Consider the following 13340-nt stretch of genomic DNA (forward strand, 5'->3'; position numbering starts at 1 on the left):
GGGCTTTAGGGGTTGGGGCTGTGGGGGTTGCTGGGCTTGGATTTGGGGCTGGGGAACTTGGATTTCTGGGAGGGCTTGGGGGAGTTTTTGGGTTTGGGAGGGTTGGGTGTCTTGCGGAGCGTCCTCAAAGATCACATCAGAATTGGTGTCTTTTAAAATGGGGGGGGGCATCGCTGTTGCGCCTGTAAGAAGTAACCCCATTGCCAATACAGTTCTCATCGCCACTCCCTAAAGCAAAAAATTATAGCTAATATAATAGATGTTCCCACTACTAAAGGCATAAGAAAAGGCATGGGTGGATTTGAGGGGGGGGACTTTGAGGGCTAATTCGATGCGGTGTCGGGTATTCAAAGTCATCGCAATCCCCAAATTCACCACTAAACCAAAGCCATTGGGATTATGGGGCGCACGGGGGTAATCTTTATAGCCACTCCAGCCCACACCAAGCCCTCCAAAGACCCCGATGGCGTATTTCTTGTGGGCATCAATGGATTTATCCATCACCAAATCCACATTGAGGCTTGCTAATTGGTAAGAACTAGATTGTCCGGGTTGCAACACACTTTTATTAACCCCTCCCAAATACTCCCCATAAACACGCAAGCCTCCCACATCGCTTCTAATGTAGCGTTGGTAACCCACTTTGATTCCATAAAACAAGGGTAAACCCATGCTTTTAATCCCATTCACTCTAAAAATGGTTTGGGCTAGCAGGACACCAATAAAGGGACCACTTTTGTGTTTAGCCACTTCTTGGATCAACTGGGCTTGCTGGGCTTCATAGAGTTGCCCTTTTAGCATGTAAATTTGGAACTCTTTTTCTGCAAGCGCACCGCGCTGTTCGCGCACAAACACCCCCCCCCAGCACGGGTAACAAGCCAACGCCCCTAATAACCACCCTTGCAAAACCCGCTTAAAAAACATACTGGTATCCTACATGCATCAATCCCCCCCACCATGAAACATCTTTATTGGCAAGGATTTTAAATTCCAACTCCACGCGGTTATGCCCAAAAATACTAAAGGCGATCCCTGCATTAGCCATCATGCCAAAAAAAGAATTGGTGTTGGTCCCTTGGCTTACCACACCCACCCCCACGCCTAGCAAAAAACCCATGGACAAGTAGCGTTGCACTAGAGGTAGAGTAGGATCGATCATCAAATCCGCGTTGATGGTTGCGCTTTGATAACCAATGCGTCCCACATTAGATTGTTTGGGAATCGCCCCGATGTATTGGATATACACCCTGCGCCCGATGAAATTGGGGCGCATGGTTTTAGCAAAGAGCGAGGGGCGGTAAGTTTGGTAACCAAAACGCACCCCAATTGTCCACAAATAATCCATTTGCCTGCCCCGGATTGTGTCCTTTTGCATCGCCTGCCTGATCGCGCTGTTGTAAAAAAAACCCGTGCTCAACCCCAATAACAACCCTGTCTTTTTCTCGGCTTCTTGGATGTCATCAATCAAGAGGGCGATCTCTTGATCCGTGTATTTTTCATAGAACTTGATGTATTTATAATATTTAGGATCGAGTGTTTTATAATCTATTCCCCACAACACCTGAAACATCAACACAAAAACCCCAAGCACTCCTTTGCAATTCAACTCTAACCCTAGTAAAATTTTTAGCCCTATCATAGCATTTTAAAGGTAAAATCTCTCAAAAAGTGTAGCTATGAAAAAAATCACTTTGGATACTCTGCAACACAAAAAGCACCCCAAAGAGGGCGCAAAACCTTGCAAGATCAGCGCGATCACCGCTTACGATGCGCTCTTTGCAACCCTTTTTGACCCCTACATAGACTTAATTTTAGTGGGCGATAGCCTGAACATGAGTTTTAATGCTTACCCGGATACTCTGAGTGCTAGCATGCAAACAATGCTCTACCACACTAAGGCGGTGTGTCGGGGCGCGCAACGCGCCTTTGTGGTGGCGGATATGCCCTATGGGAGTTATACTAATGAAAAACAAGCCCTTAAAAACGCCCTAAAATTCTACCAACACACCCGCGCGGACGCGATCAAACTAGAAGGGGGGCAGGCGCGCGCGCCCTTGATTAAAAGGCTAGTGCAAGAGGGGCTAGCGGTGGTAGGGCATGTGGGGCTTTTGCCTCAGAGTGTGCGCGGAGTGGGGGGTTATAAGATTGTGGGTAAAACGCAGCAGAGCGCACAACAAGTCTTAGAGGATGCTTTGAGCGTGCAGGAGGCGGGGGCGAGTTTGGTGGTGTTAGAGGGGGTGGTTGCGTCTGTAGCTACAGAGATTAGTAAGTGTCTGGACATCCCCACTATAGGTATAGGGAGCGGGGCGGGGTGCGATGGGCAAATTTTAGTCTTTAGCGACATGCTAGGTCTATTCAAGGCGTTTAAGCCCAAATTTGTGCGCACTTATCTAGAGGGGGGCACTCTCATAGAAGAGGCGTTGCAACGCTATATCCAAGACATCCAAACAGGGCATTTTCCCTCTGAGCAAGAGAGCTACTAATGCAAAGACTTGTCAATGTAGAAGCTCTCAACTTAGAAGAGCAAGAATCCTTAAGTTTGCGTCCCAGTTTGTGGGAGGACTATATCGGACAAGAACAGATCAAAAAGTTATTGCAAGTTTCTATTAGTGCCACTCTTAAACGCCAAGATACCCTAGATCATGTGCTTTTTTTTGGACCTCCGGGCTTGGGTAAAACTACTTTGAGTCATCTCATTGCTAAAGAGCTTAACGCCAATATCAAGGTTACCACCGCCCCTATGATTGAAAAAACAGGCGACTTAGCCGCTCTTTTAACCAATCTCAACCCTAAGGATATTCTCTTCATTGATGAGATTCACCGCTTAAGCCCAGCCATTGAAGAGGTGCTTTACCCGGCAATGGAGGATTTTAGACTAGACATTATCATCGGCTCTAAAGCAGCCGCCCAAACCATTAAGATCGATCTAGCCCCTTTCACTCTCATAGGGGCGACCACGCGCGCGGGTTTGCTTTCTAATCCTTTGCGCGAACGCTTTGGCATGCACTTTCGCATGCAGTTTTATGACATTACAGAACTAGCCACCATCATCACGCGCGCCAGCGCGCGCTTGCAAAAGGACATTGAACCACAGGCAAGCACAGAGATCGCCAAGCGCTCAAGGGGCACACCCCGCATCGCGCTAAGACTACTAAGACGGGTGCGCGATTTTGCCGATTACGCCAATGAGTCGTGCATTTCTTTGCAAACAACTCTCTTTGCCCTAGAGGAGTTAGGGGTGAATGCACATGGCTTTGACGCGCTGGATTTACTCTATCTCAATCTCTTAGCTAATGCCAAGAATAAAGCCTTAGGGCTTAATACTATTGCGGCAAGTTTGCATGAAGATGAAAGCACCATTGAAGAGGTGATCGAACCCTTTTTATTGGCTAATGGCTATTTAGAGCGCACGGCTAAGGGGCGTATTGCCACGCTCAAGACTTATGAAACTCTCAAACTAGATCGCCCTCGATTGCTCTAGCCATTTAAAAAAATCGTAAGCATAGCATGCTATACTGCACTACTTAGTTTTTTGCTAAGTTTTTTGGGGCTGAACAGGATTTCGACAAGGGTTGCATAGCGTGGGTTGCATGCCAAGTGTCTCTTGTAAAACGACACAAACAATAACCGTAAACAATCCTAATTACGCTCCCAACTACGCTAAAGCTGCGTAGCGAGCTGGAAGTCTGTGGGATCGCTGGTGTCCTGTAGGCATTCCATCATTTTTAGCCAGATGCCTTTAAAAAGTGCTCACTTTTTAAAGTAAGATTTAAGAGCTAGGGGTCTTTATTTGAGCTGGAGAGGTGGCTTAGAAAGAACTCGAATTTTTAACACTTCTCTAAGCATGTAGAAGCCCGCGGATGGATGTGATTTTTGGACTGGGGTTCGATTCCCCACAGCTCCACCATTTTACAATGTTTTCCCCATAGAAAAAGGATTGGATGCGTCTATGAGTTTGAAGCGGTGTTTTTTAGTGTCTGTTTTAGGGATATTCTGTATCGCATCGCCACTCATGGGTATTGACATCCACGCTCTAGCTAATGCAGAAGCCCAGAGCGCGCAATTAGCGATGCAATTAGTCAGCACTAGCAATAAGATTTTAGAAGAGGCTATTGACAAGGGCAGGGACTATCAAGAAGTCAAGCAATTAGATCGCCTCTACCAAGAAATCCAAAACATCAAACTTGTCTTGATCCCCAATGAGCATGCCCAAGAAGCCAAAAAAAAGGGGTTTGGCGCGATGTTTAAAAAAGCCTTTGAACCACCCATTGACTTAGATAAAGCACTGGACCTGGTGGACGCGTTGCAAAAGGAGATTTCCCAAGCCAAATGGAAGACCGATCTAGCCCCCCTGCTCAATCTAGCCGAACAACTCCAAACTTCCCTGCACTCTGCGATGAATATTAAAGCCCAGTGGCTCAACACCCGCAAAGCCAATTAAAGCCAGTTGTTCACATCGCCCCCATAGCGCACCGCTTTAGTGTCCGTGTTTTCTATTTTCTCTAAAGTGGCTTGGATGTTGGGGGGCAAAGGGTTTTCATCCGAATAGCTAAAGTGCATGTGCGCGCTAATCACCCCCGGGGCGTTTTCAATCTCTCTATTAGCACGCAATTCCTCCTGCACACTGGGAGCTTCAATCAAAGCGATGATCACAGCCTTTTCTTGATCAAAAGCCCCCACTTCCACGCACTCTAAAGCCCCAATCGCCTTTAAACTCTGCTCAAAACTCTCCGGCTGGACCTTGACAATCACACTAGAAATATTCATGTTTTTCTCTCCACAAATAAAATAGATTGGCTAGGGCATACAGGCGCACACATGCCACATCCCGTGCAAGAGCCATATACGCGCGGGGCAAACATGCCCTTAAAGACGATCGCCTTTTCCACACAAGCGTCCTTGCAGGCAAAACACACCACGCCTTGATGGCTCAAACAGGTTTGCGAATCAATCAAAGCCAGCGCGCCAATGACACTAGCGCGATCCCCCTGCAAAACCTCCGGGGCGCACGCTTTAAGGCATTCTTGACAAAAGGTGCAACCCCGTTCTTTGAAATCCAAATGCGGGATTTGCATGGGTTCTTTAATCACAATGCGCTCAGGGCACACAGGCGCGCAATCCCCCCCACACTCTAGGCAAGCTTGGGCTTTTTGGGGGTTAAAATAGGGCAAGGGGATCACAAAGGCTTTAGGCTTTAAGCCTCTAAATATCTCTCTAAAAGGTTTTTTAGGATTCATCGCACGCCTATTTCTAAACCCACCGGGCAATGATCGCTGCCTAAAATATGGGCGTGAATCTGCGCGTCTTTGATCTGGGCTTGCAAGCCTTGTGAGATCAAAAAATAATCAATACGCCAACCGATATTGCGCGCCCTAGACTGATTCATATAGCTCCACCATGTGTAAGCTTCTGTTTGGTTGGGGTAAAAATGGCGGTAGGTATCAACAAAACCTAATTGGAGTAATTGCCTAAAGGCATCGCGTTCTGGGTCGCTAAAGCCTGCATTGTAGTGGTTACTCTGCGGGTTGGCTAAATCGATCTCATTGTGCGCAACATTCAAATCCCCGCACACAACTACCCCCTTATGCTTTGTTAAATTCTGCAAAAAATCCCTAAACGCGCCCTCCCATTGCAGGCGATAAGGCAGGCGCAATAACCCCCTTTGAGAATTGGGCGCATAGACATTGACTAAATAAAAATTCTCATACTCACAAGTAATTACACGCCCCTCGCTGTCATGCTCCTCTAATCCCAGCCCATAGCGCACGCTCAAAGGCGTATCTTTACTCAAGGTCAGCACCCCGCTATAGCCCTTCTTGTGCGCGCTGTTCCAAAAGGTGTGGTAGTGATCAAAGCTAAAACTAGCCTGCTGTGGGTGCATTTTGGTCTCTTGCACGCAAAATACATCCGCTCCGCTCTCTAGCAAAAACGCCTCAAAGCCCTTTTGCATGCATGCTCGTAACCCATTGACATTCCATGAAACTAAGCGCATCTAATACCTTTTTGGGTATTATAACACTTTAAGTTAAATTTAAAGGACTTATGTAGTATAATTGCGCTTTTGGCTTGATAGCTCAGTCGGTAGAGCAGAAGACTGAAAATCTTCGTGTCGGTGGTTCGATTCCGCCTCAAGCCACCATCTAGCGCGCAAAATCCCAAAAGAGTTTTAAGATTGTCGCCCCCACCACGCATAAAAACACTCGGCGGATAAATTTGACTTCTTTAGCCATCACCAAATTAGAGCCCACCCATGCCCCCAACATCTGCCCTGCCCCCATTAAGAGCCCCACAGACCAAATCACCTCTCCCCCTATTAAAAACACGCTCAAGCTCACAATATTGCTAGTGAAATTAAACACCTTAGTGCGCGCGGTGGCTTTTTTCATATTCAACCCCAAGAGCGCGACCATCGCAAAGGTCCAAAACGAGCCCGTGCCCGGCCCAAAAAAGCCATCGTAAAACCCTAGTCCCAGTCCAAAAATGCCATAAAATAACGCGGGTTTGAGCTTGGGATGGCTATCGCCCTCGCCCACTTTGGGGGCTAGCAAGGTGTAAATAAAGATCAAGGACAAGAAAATAGGAATAAGCACGCGCAAAATATCCGCTTTGAGCCATAAGATTAGCGTTGTGCCTAAGCTTGCGCCCACCACCACGCACCCCACCCCAAAAGCGACCTCTCTTAAAGACACCATGCCTTTAAGACAGAAATTCAGCGCAGCAGTGAAACTCCCAAAACTACTCTGAAGTTTATTGGTGGCTAGCACCATGTGGGGGGGGACTCCCAATGCCATCAAGGTGGGCACAGTGATAAGCCCCCCACCCCCGGCAATAGAATCCACTAACCCCGCACAAAAAGCGGCAGCAAAAAAGATAGCATAGACATACCATTCTAACTCTAGCATGCCAACTTCCAACTCTGGGGGTAAAAACACGCCCAAAAAGGCTATTTTTCCATGATGATGCGCATTTTATTGTCTTTGAGTTCCACATAGAGCTCTTTAAGACCCTGTGAAGAGTAGGAGAGCTTATTTTTTTTATAAGCCTTGTAGTCTTGATCAAACGCCACTCTAAAGAGTCGGCGCTGCTGCACATTAGGGTAGGGGGTAATATTCACCCCTGAGAGGCGGATCGTCTTGGTTTCATTTTTGGTAAACACATGGGTTTTGAATTTCTCATAAGCCTTGAAATTCATCCCACTGGCGTGTTTAAAATCCGGGCTATAAAAATTCATATAGCCTACCAGATCGTTATTAGCCCACGCGCTACGCCAAGTGTAAAGGGCACTTAAAATTGTAGCAAGCTCGTCCTTAGTGGCGTATTTGAGCGCGCCTTCATAGACGATAAGAAGAGCTTTTTTGCCCTTAATGCGCTGTTCGTAATCTTTCAACACGGCATTTTCAATAGCGACACAGCCCTTAGTGTTGAGTTCATTGCGCTTCCCACTCAAGGGCAAGCCATGAATCCAAATCCCATGCCCAGTGCGCTTAAAGGCGACATCTAAGGGATTAGGGTAGTTGGTTTCTAGAGCAAAGGGACCATAATAACTACTCAAGCCCGTGAGTTTTTTAAGAATTTTATAAACCCCAATGGGGGTAGCCTTGTCTCCCTCGCTTTTCTTATCCCCACCCCTAGACCCCACAAGCGCTTTAGTTTGGTTAACCTTGACAATCTTTTCACCTTCTAGGGCGTAGAGCACGAGCTTGGGATCGGCTTTGTCGATCACAAAGAGGTAGTCCATATTTTCATAATAGCCAAAGCTAATGTCGCGATTTTCTAGGACATCCTCCCAAAACTCCCGTTGGGTCAAATAAGATTGCAAGAGTCTCTCAATGGAGTCGATCCCCTTTTCTTGGTAGGCTTTTACAAACCCCATCAAGGTATCCGCGTGTAAGCCCACCAAACCCATAAATACAAACGACAACGCCCCTAACCATACCTTTTTGACGCGCATCCAACACCTCTTAATATTGCAAAACTCTATTCTACCACATAACCCATGTTTTTAAGTTGATCTTTTTGTCGACTCCAATTTTTACACACCACCACTTCTAAGCGTAAAAACACCTTTTTGCCCCCAAAAGCCTCCATTTTCAAGCGCGCCTGTTTGCCAATTTTTTTAATCACCCACGCTCCCTTGCCCACTACCATTTTTTGTTGGCTGGGCTTCTCCACCACAATCTGCGCCTCAATGCGATCTAAGCGCGCCTCTTCTTGAAAACGCGTGATAACCACATCGCTTGCGTAGGGAATTTCCTCACTCAAATGCAAAAAGAGTTGTTCGCGAATCATCTCTTGATAAAGTTGCTTGGTTTGGGCATCACTGAGCGTCTGGGGGTCGTAGTAAAAGGGTGCTTGGGGCAAGAGCTTGGCGATCTCTTCTAGCAAGACTTGTAGGTTCTTTTGCTTGAGCGCGCTCAAGGGCACTAAGGCTTTGAAGGCATGGCTATAGGCTTGGTAGGGTTGGATTTTGGCTAAGAGCTGGGGGGGGCTAAGAGTGTCTATTTTATTGAGGGCTATGATGTGGGGTTTAGCGCTATGGCGCGCTAAAAAATCTTGGTAGTCTTGCACGCTTGCGCGCGCGCTAGCCACAAACACCACTACATCACACTCCTGCAGGGCGCGCGCGCTCTGCAATTGCATAGCCTCATCTAAGAGTTTCTTAGGGGGAGTTAATCCGGGCGTGTCTATAAAGATCATCTGGCATGCTACCCCTTGCGCATCGCTAAAGGGCACAATGGCTTTTAATGTCTTGCGCGTGGCGTTGGCTTTGTGTGAAACCAGCGCGATCTTTTCTTCTAAGAGCGCGTTTAATAGCGTGCTCTTGCCCGCATTAGGACGCCCCACTAATGCAATAAAACCTGCTTTGGTCATAGAATGAAACGCGCCAAATCCACATTATCCACTAAATTTTGTAATTTCTGGCTCACCTGTTCTTTGGTGATCACCACACTTTGCCCCCTGTAGTTAGACGCATTGAAACTAATGTCTTCAAGCACCTTTTCAATGGTGGTGTGCAAACGGCGCGCCCCGATGTCCTCTGTGTTCTGGTTAGCCAAATAAGAGAGTTTAGCTAGCTCGCGCAAGGCTTCTGGCTCAAACACCAACTTGACCCCCTCCACCTCTAACAACGCTTGGTATTGTCTAATGATAGAACTCTTGGTGCGCGTGAGGATAGCATACATGATCTCTTCAGAGAGACTCTCCAATTCCACGCGCAAGGGGAAGCGCCCTTGTAATTCGGGGATTAGATCGCTAGGTTTGCTCAAGTGAAACGCCCCAGCAGCGATGAAGAGGATGTGATCGGTGGCGATGGGTCCGTATTTGGTATTGATCACACTCCCCTCTACAATGGGGAGTAAATCGCGTTGCACCCCCTCCTTGCTAGGGTCTTGCCTGCTCCCCTCCTTGATCCCTACAGCGATCTTGTCAATCTCATCAATGAAGATCACCCCCGATTGGGTGGCGCGTTGCACCCCCTCCATTTGCACGCTCTCCTTATCTAAGATTGTTTGCAAAACATCATGGCGCAAGGCTTCTTTGGCTTCCTTGATACTCATCTCCTTGCTTACCTTTTGTTCCTCCCTATTGAGCACTTTAATGATGCTTTCTTGCACCTTGATGATTTCAGGAGGCACATTGAAATCCCCCTCTACTTGCCGTTTGTGTAACTCAATTTCAATTTTGACATGATCTAAAGCCGTGCCTCTGACTTTTTCCTTCGTCTTTTCAAAATTCAGCGCGTATTCTTCCTTTTTAGCCTCACTCACCCCGCTAGGCAAGGCGGGCAGTAATTTCTTAGCAATCTTTTCTACAATCAACTCTTCGATCTTCTCTTTATTCTTTTCTTTTTGCTCGCTTTCTACGAGGTTGATGCTTGTTGCCACCAAATCGCGCACCATCGATTCCACATCGCGCCCCACAAAGCCCACTTCGGTGTATTTGCTCGCCTCCACCTTGATAAAGGGCAAGCCCATCATCTTAGCCATGCGCCTTGCAATCTCAGTCTTGCCAACCCCAGTTGAGCCAATCATCAAAATATTTTTGGGCATCACTTCCTCTTGGAGTTCTTTACTCAGTTGCAATCTGCGCCAGCGGTTACGCAACGCAATGGCAATCATCTTTTTAGCGTCCTGTTGCTCGATGATGTAATCGTCTAAATAGGCGACAATCTCTTGGGGAGTCATGTTTAATTTATCTGTCCGCATTAAAGCTCCAAGATTTTAATGTTTTGGTTGGTGTAGATACACAACCCCCCGGCAATCTTAAGCGACTCTTCTACCAAGGCTTTGGGGGGTAAGTTGGCGAATTGATCCAGCGCGCGCGCCGCACTTAGGGCGTAATTGCCTCCGCTTCCAATGGCAGCGATCTTACCATCTTCAGGCTCGACCACATCTCCACTGCCACTCAAAATAAAAATAGCTTGTTTGTTAAGCACGATCATCATCGCTTCTAAACGGCGCAAAAACTTATCCTTACGCCACTCTTTGCTAAAATCCACCACACTTTTAAAGAGATCCCCCTTTTTGCCCTCTAAAATGCGCTCGAACATGTCAAATAAACTAAAGGCATCCGCAGTGCTCCCGGCAAACCCGCTTAAAATCTGGTTGTGGTGCAAGGTGCGAATCTTGGTCGCGTTGCCTTTTATCACGCAGTTGCCAAAACTCACCTGTCCATCCCCGCCAATGATGGCATAATCCTTGCCCTCAAAACGCGTTTTATAGCCTAAAATGGTGGTGGCGTGGAACATCACTCAGCGATCACATCAATTTTGAGCACGCCCACCACCCCATGCCCTAGCTTGACATCAATTTCATAAATCCCCGTGCTCTTAATGGGGGTTTTGAGTTCTAGGGTCTTCTTGTCTAGTTCTAAGGCATGCACGCCTAGCAAAGCTTCTACCACCTCTTCTTTGGTGATCGATCCAAATAACGCCCCATTAGCCCCGACTTTCTTAATAATTTGTAGAGTAATGCCCTCTAATTTTTGGGCAATCTCTTGTTTGGTGGCTAATTCTTGGGCTTCTAACTCCGCGCGTTTTCTTTGGACAGCCTTGTATTTGTTGAGCGCCTCTTTGGTAGCCATTTGGGCGAGTTTTTTAGCGATGAGAAAATTATTGCCATACCCATCTTTGACTTCGCATACATCCCCAGCCTTGCCCAAGTTTTTGACATCTTGCAGTAACAATACCTTCATCAACTCTCCTTGTAAAAAACCCCCATTTTAGCCCATTTAGGTTTAAGATGGCTTAAACGCCCCGGGCATACTTAAACGCTTCTATGCTAAAATGGGCGTTTTATATCCCAAAGGAGTTTTATGGATACCCCAACACAGCGCGCGTTCTTGGAGGCGTTGCAACACATCGGCACACAGGTTTACCAGAGTATTAAACAAGGCGATGCACGCTATAGCGATCACCTCAACCCCACTGCAGACATGCAATTAGAATTGGACATCCAAGTGGATCGTTTGATCTTTGAGTATTGTTTGGGCTTGGAGAATGTGGGGGGAGTGATGAGCGAAGAGCAAGAAAAGGCGTGTTACACAGCGCACAAACAGGGTTATTTAATCGCCTTTGACCCCCTAGATGGTTCGAGTGTGGTGGGGGCGAATTTCTTGGTGGGGAGCATTTTTGGGATTTACGCGCCCAACCCTCAGGGCTTTGAAGACAAGCACATAGGTCAGTCTATGCAAATGGGGGCGTATATTCTCTATGGGGCTAAGTTAGAATTGGTGGTCGCCACGCGCACGCAAGTGGCGCATTATGTTTACAACGAAGCCCAAAAGGTGTGGACACATAAGGGAGATTTGCGCTTAAAGCCACAGGGCAAGAGTATCGCCCCCGGAGGGAGTTGGCAACACTTTAGCCCAGAATATAGGGAGTTTTTAGATCGTTTCTTCGCTCAAGGATACCGCCTGCGCTATAGCGGGAGTATGGTTGCTGATGCGCACCATCTCTTGCACAAACAAGGGGGGTTGTTTTGCTATCCAGCCACCCAAGATGCGCCCAAGGGGAAATTGCGTAAACTCTTTGAGGTCTATCCTTTAGCCTTTGTGTTGGAGTGCGCGGGAGGTCTAGCTTTAGACGCGCAGGGGCAACGCTTGCTAGAAATACCCTTAGAGAGTTTGCATGACAAAAGCGCGTGTTTCTTGGGCTCTAAAGTAGAAATGCAAGCACTCAAGGGCTAGCATGGAGGAGGACAAGTTTAGCCAAGAGTGGCAAACCCAACGCCAAAAGGTGCTAGCTTGCCAAGAGCGCAAGGGGGTGGGCTCGTGTTTGAGGTGTAGCATTGTGTTAGAATGCGCGTTGCGCCAAGCTTTCGTGCAGAGTGTGTATTTGAGTATGAATAAGGGCAAGCAGGGCAATTTTGATTTTTAGGAGAGATGATGCGTTTTAAGGCGGTAAAGATGGCGGTGGTGTTGGCTGGCTTGGTGGGGAGCTTGGGGGCAGAGAGGAATGGATTTTATGCCAGCGCGGGGTTTCAATACAGCTTGGTAAAAACCACGATCACGGGGAGTCTTGGCGTGCCTGAGGGCTTGGGGATTGTAGGAGGGCAGAGCAACATGTATGGGCTCTCTTTACAAGGGGGGTATAAATACTTCTTTGGCAAGGGAGAGCGCCGCCATGGGGTGCGTGGTTATGCGTTTTATAGTTATGGCTATGACAACCCTACTTTCAACGGGATCCGCCTCAATGACAATATCTATGGCGTAGGCGCGGATTATCTCTTCGACTTTATAGACAATGTGCGTCTTCAGGCGGGCTTTTTTGTAGGGCTGGCTTTTGCAGGGAGTTCGTGGAGCACCAGCCAAGCGGCTGCTTTTAAAAGCCTCTTGCGCTACCCCAATACGATCATGAACCCCAGCTACTTCCAGGTGCCTTTCTCATGGGGATTTAGAGTCAACACCAACAAGCACCATGGCTTTGAAGTGGGCATGAAAATCCCCTTTGTGCGTAACTACTATTTTAAAACCTTGGTCAATGGGGGGGTTAGCGGTTTAACCTTCCAAAGAAGCTTGGTATTTTATGTCCACTATGTCTATAATTTCTAATGGGGGTGGGATCGTTTAACATACTTGACCTGCGCGCACACCTTGCGCGCGCGCATGCTATCAAATTGCGGGCTCAATAAATCCTTGCTCTCAATATTATCCTTTGTGTGAATTCCCACTAAGGGTAAAAGGGTGTGAATCAGATCATCGCTCATAAAGGGCTTGTGCACCGCTTGGGCGAGTTGTTGCACTTTTTGGGGGTGTTTTTGTTTGAAGGTGTTAGTAACATAGATCACAAAGGGGATTTCTACGCCATAAACAGAACAGCGATGCCCATAGCTGTTGTCTGT

Annotated in this window: 17 protein-coding genes, 1 tRNA gene, 1 other RNA gene and 2 pseudogenes; 8 read left to right on the plus strand and 13 right to left on the minus strand. The window is 47.4% G+C overall.

The window, feature by feature from the left end:
* The 3 genes and pseudogenes from EAO37_RS09325 to EAO37_RS08260 all read right to left on the minus strand — a co-directional run.
* Positions 1 to 219 (minus strand): annotated as a pseudogene (locus EAO37_RS09325) (hypothetical protein); the annotation flags it as partial.
* A 9-nt stretch (positions 220 to 228) separates the two neighbouring features.
* On the minus strand, positions 229 to 924 hold the full coding sequence (locus EAO37_RS08255; protein WP_120953118.1) for an outer membrane beta-barrel protein: 696 nt from the start codon (positions 922 to 924) through the stop codon (positions 229 to 231).
* Positions 914 to 1570, minus strand: a complete 657-nt coding sequence (locus EAO37_RS08260; protein ID WP_120953136.1) for a hypothetical protein — start codon at positions 1568 to 1570, stop codon at positions 914 to 916. The genes EAO37_RS08255 and EAO37_RS08260 overlap by 11 nt, the downstream gene beginning before the upstream one ends.
* A gap of 106 nt (positions 1571 to 1676) precedes the next feature.
* Between EAO37_RS08260 and panB the strand changes: the two genes are divergently transcribed.
* The 4 genes from panB (at position 1677) to EAO37_RS08280 (ending at position 4441) form a co-directional block, all read left to right on the plus strand.
* Positions 1677 to 2483, plus strand: a complete 807-nt coding sequence (gene panB, locus EAO37_RS08265) for a 3-methyl-2-oxobutanoate hydroxymethyltransferase (protein ID WP_120953121.1) — start codon at positions 1677 to 1679, stop codon at positions 2481 to 2483.
* The gene (gene ruvB / locus EAO37_RS08270) at positions 2483 to 3481 is read left to right on the plus strand and encodes a Holliday junction branch migration DNA helicase RuvB (RefSeq protein ID WP_120944995.1); all 999 of its coding nucleotides are present in this window, start codon (positions 2483 to 2485) and stop codon (positions 3479 to 3481) included. The genes panB and ruvB overlap by 1 nt, the downstream gene beginning before the upstream one ends.
* A gap of 65 nt (positions 3482 to 3546) precedes the next feature.
* Positions 3547 to 3907, plus strand: a transfer-messenger RNA (tmRNA) gene (gene ssrA, locus EAO37_RS08275).
* Positions 3908 to 3949: 42 nt separating this feature from the next.
* On the plus strand, positions 3950 to 4441 hold the full coding sequence (locus tag EAO37_RS08280; RefSeq protein WP_120945119.1) for a hypothetical protein: 492 nt from the start codon (positions 3950 to 3952) through the stop codon (positions 4439 to 4441).
* Here the strand turns inward: EAO37_RS08280 and EAO37_RS08285 are convergent.
* The 3 genes from EAO37_RS08285 to EAO37_RS08295 are packed head-to-tail and all read right to left on the minus strand — an operon-like array spanning position 4438 to position 5992.
* Positions 4438 to 4767: a chaperone NapD gene (locus EAO37_RS08285; protein WP_120944997.1), complete on the minus strand. Its 330-nt coding sequence runs from the start codon at positions 4765 to 4767 to the stop codon at positions 4438 to 4440. The two genes, EAO37_RS08280 and EAO37_RS08285, sit on opposite strands and share 4 nt — an antisense overlap.
* A complete protein-coding gene (locus EAO37_RS08290; protein WP_120953124.1) occupies positions 4764 to 5237 on the minus strand; it encodes a 4Fe-4S binding protein in 474 nt (157 codons plus the stop codon). Before EAO37_RS08290 ends, EAO37_RS08285 begins: the two co-directional genes overlap by 4 nt.
* A complete protein-coding gene (locus EAO37_RS08295) occupies positions 5234 to 5992 on the minus strand; it encodes an exodeoxyribonuclease III (protein WP_120953127.1) in 759 nt (252 codons plus the stop codon). Before EAO37_RS08295 ends, EAO37_RS08290 begins: the two co-directional genes overlap by 4 nt.
* A gap of 71 nt (positions 5993 to 6063) precedes the next feature.
* Between EAO37_RS08295 and EAO37_RS08300 the strand changes: the two genes are divergently transcribed.
* Positions 6064 to 6139: transfer RNA gene (locus tag EAO37_RS08300), tRNA-Phe, on the plus strand.
* 1 nt (position 6140) lies between these two features.
* On the opposite strand, the gene EAO37_RS08305 is transcribed toward EAO37_RS08300, so the two are convergent.
* The 6 genes from EAO37_RS08305 to rplI are packed head-to-tail and all read right to left on the minus strand — an operon-like array spanning position 6141 to position 11193.
* Complete coding sequence (locus EAO37_RS08305) at positions 6141 to 6902, minus strand: TSUP family transporter (RefSeq protein ID WP_120953139.1); 762 nt, start codon at positions 6900 to 6902, stop codon at positions 6141 to 6143.
* A 41-nt stretch (positions 6903 to 6943) separates the two neighbouring features.
* Positions 6944 to 7951, minus strand: coding sequence for a L,D-transpeptidase family protein (locus tag EAO37_RS08310; protein WP_205589490.1), 1008 nt, complete (start codon positions 7949 to 7951; stop codon positions 6944 to 6946).
* Positions 7952 to 7977: 26 nt separating this feature from the next.
* A complete protein-coding gene (gene era, locus EAO37_RS08315; RefSeq protein WP_120953130.1) occupies positions 7978 to 8871 on the minus strand; it encodes a GTPase Era in 894 nt (297 codons plus the stop codon).
* Positions 8868 to 10184 carry an HslU--HslV peptidase ATPase subunit gene (hslU, locus tag EAO37_RS08320; protein ID WP_162983004.1) on the minus strand — a complete coding sequence of 439 codons (1317 nt, stop codon included), beginning with the start codon at positions 10182 to 10184 and terminating at the stop codon, positions 8868 to 8870. Before hslU ends, era begins: the two co-directional genes overlap by 4 nt.
* Positions 10185 to 10204: 20 nt before the next feature.
* Positions 10205 to 10747, minus strand: a complete 543-nt coding sequence (gene hslV / locus EAO37_RS08325) for an ATP-dependent protease subunit HslV (RefSeq protein ID WP_120945123.1) — start codon at positions 10745 to 10747, stop codon at positions 10205 to 10207.
* Positions 10747 to 11193, minus strand: a complete 447-nt coding sequence (rplI, locus tag EAO37_RS08330; protein WP_120945009.1) for a 50S ribosomal protein L9 — start codon at positions 11191 to 11193, stop codon at positions 10747 to 10749. The genes hslV and rplI overlap by 1 nt, the downstream gene beginning before the upstream one ends.
* 120 nt (positions 11194 to 11313) lie before the next feature.
* On the opposite strand from rplI, the gene EAO37_RS08335 reads away from it, so the two are divergent.
* From EAO37_RS08335 to EAO37_RS08345, 3 genes are read left to right on the plus strand one after another with little or no spacing between them, the layout of a single operon-like run.
* A complete protein-coding gene (locus EAO37_RS08335; RefSeq protein WP_120945011.1) occupies positions 11314 to 12186 on the plus strand; it encodes a class 1 fructose-bisphosphatase in 873 nt (290 codons plus the stop codon).
* A gap of 1 nt (position 12187) precedes the next feature.
* A complete protein-coding gene (locus EAO37_RS08340; RefSeq protein ID WP_120945014.1) occupies positions 12188 to 12376 on the plus strand; it encodes a hypothetical protein in 189 nt (62 codons plus the stop codon).
* Between the two features lie 8 nt (positions 12377 to 12384).
* A complete protein-coding gene (locus EAO37_RS08345; RefSeq protein ID WP_235853032.1) occupies positions 12385 to 13050 on the plus strand; it encodes an outer membrane protein in 666 nt (221 codons plus the stop codon).
* Here EAO37_RS08345 and EAO37_RS08350 read toward each other — a convergent pair.
* Positions 13047 to 13340, minus strand: a pseudogene (locus tag EAO37_RS08350) (sulfatase); the annotation flags it as partial. The gene EAO37_RS08345 and the pseudogene EAO37_RS08350 sit on opposite strands and share 4 nt — an antisense overlap.

The organism is Helicobacter sp. L8, assembly GCF_003660355.1.
Lineage (GTDB): Bacteria > Campylobacterota > Campylobacteria > Campylobacterales > Helicobacteraceae > Helicobacter > Helicobacter labacensis.

What these genes read in the sequence shown, in the direction of transcription:
- EAO37_RS08255 (WP_120953118.1), bottom strand. Translation starts at nt 924, where the DNA reads ATGTTTTTTAAGCGGGTTTTGCAAGGGTGGTTATTAGGGGCGTTGGCT.
- EAO37_RS08260 (WP_120953136.1), bottom strand. Translation starts at nt 1,570, where the DNA reads ATGTTTCAGGTGTTGTGGGGAATAGATTATAAAACACTCGATCCTAAA.
- panB (WP_120953121.1), top strand. Translation starts at nt 1,677, where the DNA reads ATGAAAAAAATCACTTTGGATACTCTGCAACACAAAAAGCACCCCAAA.
- ruvB (WP_120944995.1), top strand. Translation starts at nt 2,483, where the DNA reads ATGCAAAGACTTGTCAATGTAGAAGCTCTCAACTTAGAAGAGCAAGAA.
- EAO37_RS08280 (WP_120945119.1), top strand. Translation starts at nt 3,950, where the DNA reads ATGAGTTTGAAGCGGTGTTTTTTAGTGTCTGTTTTAGGGATATTCTGT.
- EAO37_RS08285 (WP_120944997.1), bottom strand. Translation starts at nt 4,767, where the DNA reads ATGAATATTTCTAGTGTGATTGTCAAGGTCCAGCCGGAGAGTTTTGAG.
- EAO37_RS08290 (WP_120953124.1), bottom strand. Translation starts at nt 5,237, where the DNA reads ATGAATCCTAAAAAACCTTTTAGAGAGATATTTAGAGGCTTAAAGCCT.
- EAO37_RS08295 (WP_120953127.1), bottom strand. Translation starts at nt 5,992, where the DNA reads ATGCGCTTAGTTTCATGGAATGTCAATGGGTTACGAGCATGCATGCAA.
- EAO37_RS08305 (WP_120953139.1), bottom strand. Translation starts at nt 6,902, where the DNA reads ATGCTAGAGTTAGAATGGTATGTCTATGCTATCTTTTTTGCTGCCGCT.
- EAO37_RS08310 (WP_205589490.1), bottom strand. Translation starts at nt 7,951, where the DNA reads ATGCGCGTCAAAAAGGTATGGTTAGGGGCGTTGTCGTTTGTATTTATG.
- era (WP_120953130.1), bottom strand. Translation starts at nt 8,871, where the DNA reads ATGACCAAAGCAGGTTTTATTGCATTAGTGGGGCGTCCTAATGCGGGC.
- hslU (WP_162983004.1), bottom strand. Translation starts at nt 10,184, where the DNA reads ATGACTCCCCAAGAGATTGTCGCCTATTTAGACGATTACATCATCGAG.
- hslV (WP_120945123.1), bottom strand. Translation starts at nt 10,747, where the DNA reads ATGTTCCACGCCACCACCATTTTAGGCTATAAAACGCGTTTTGAGGGC.
- rplI (WP_120945009.1), bottom strand. Translation starts at nt 11,193, where the DNA reads ATGAAGGTATTGTTACTGCAAGATGTCAAAAACTTGGGCAAGGCTGGG.
- EAO37_RS08335 (WP_120945011.1), top strand. Translation starts at nt 11,314, where the DNA reads ATGGATACCCCAACACAGCGCGCGTTCTTGGAGGCGTTGCAACACATC.
- EAO37_RS08340 (WP_120945014.1), top strand. Translation starts at nt 12,188, where the DNA reads ATGGAGGAGGACAAGTTTAGCCAAGAGTGGCAAACCCAACGCCAAAAG.
- EAO37_RS08345 (WP_235853032.1), top strand. Translation starts at nt 12,385, where the DNA reads ATGCGTTTTAAGGCGGTAAAGATGGCGGTGGTGTTGGCTGGCTTGGTG.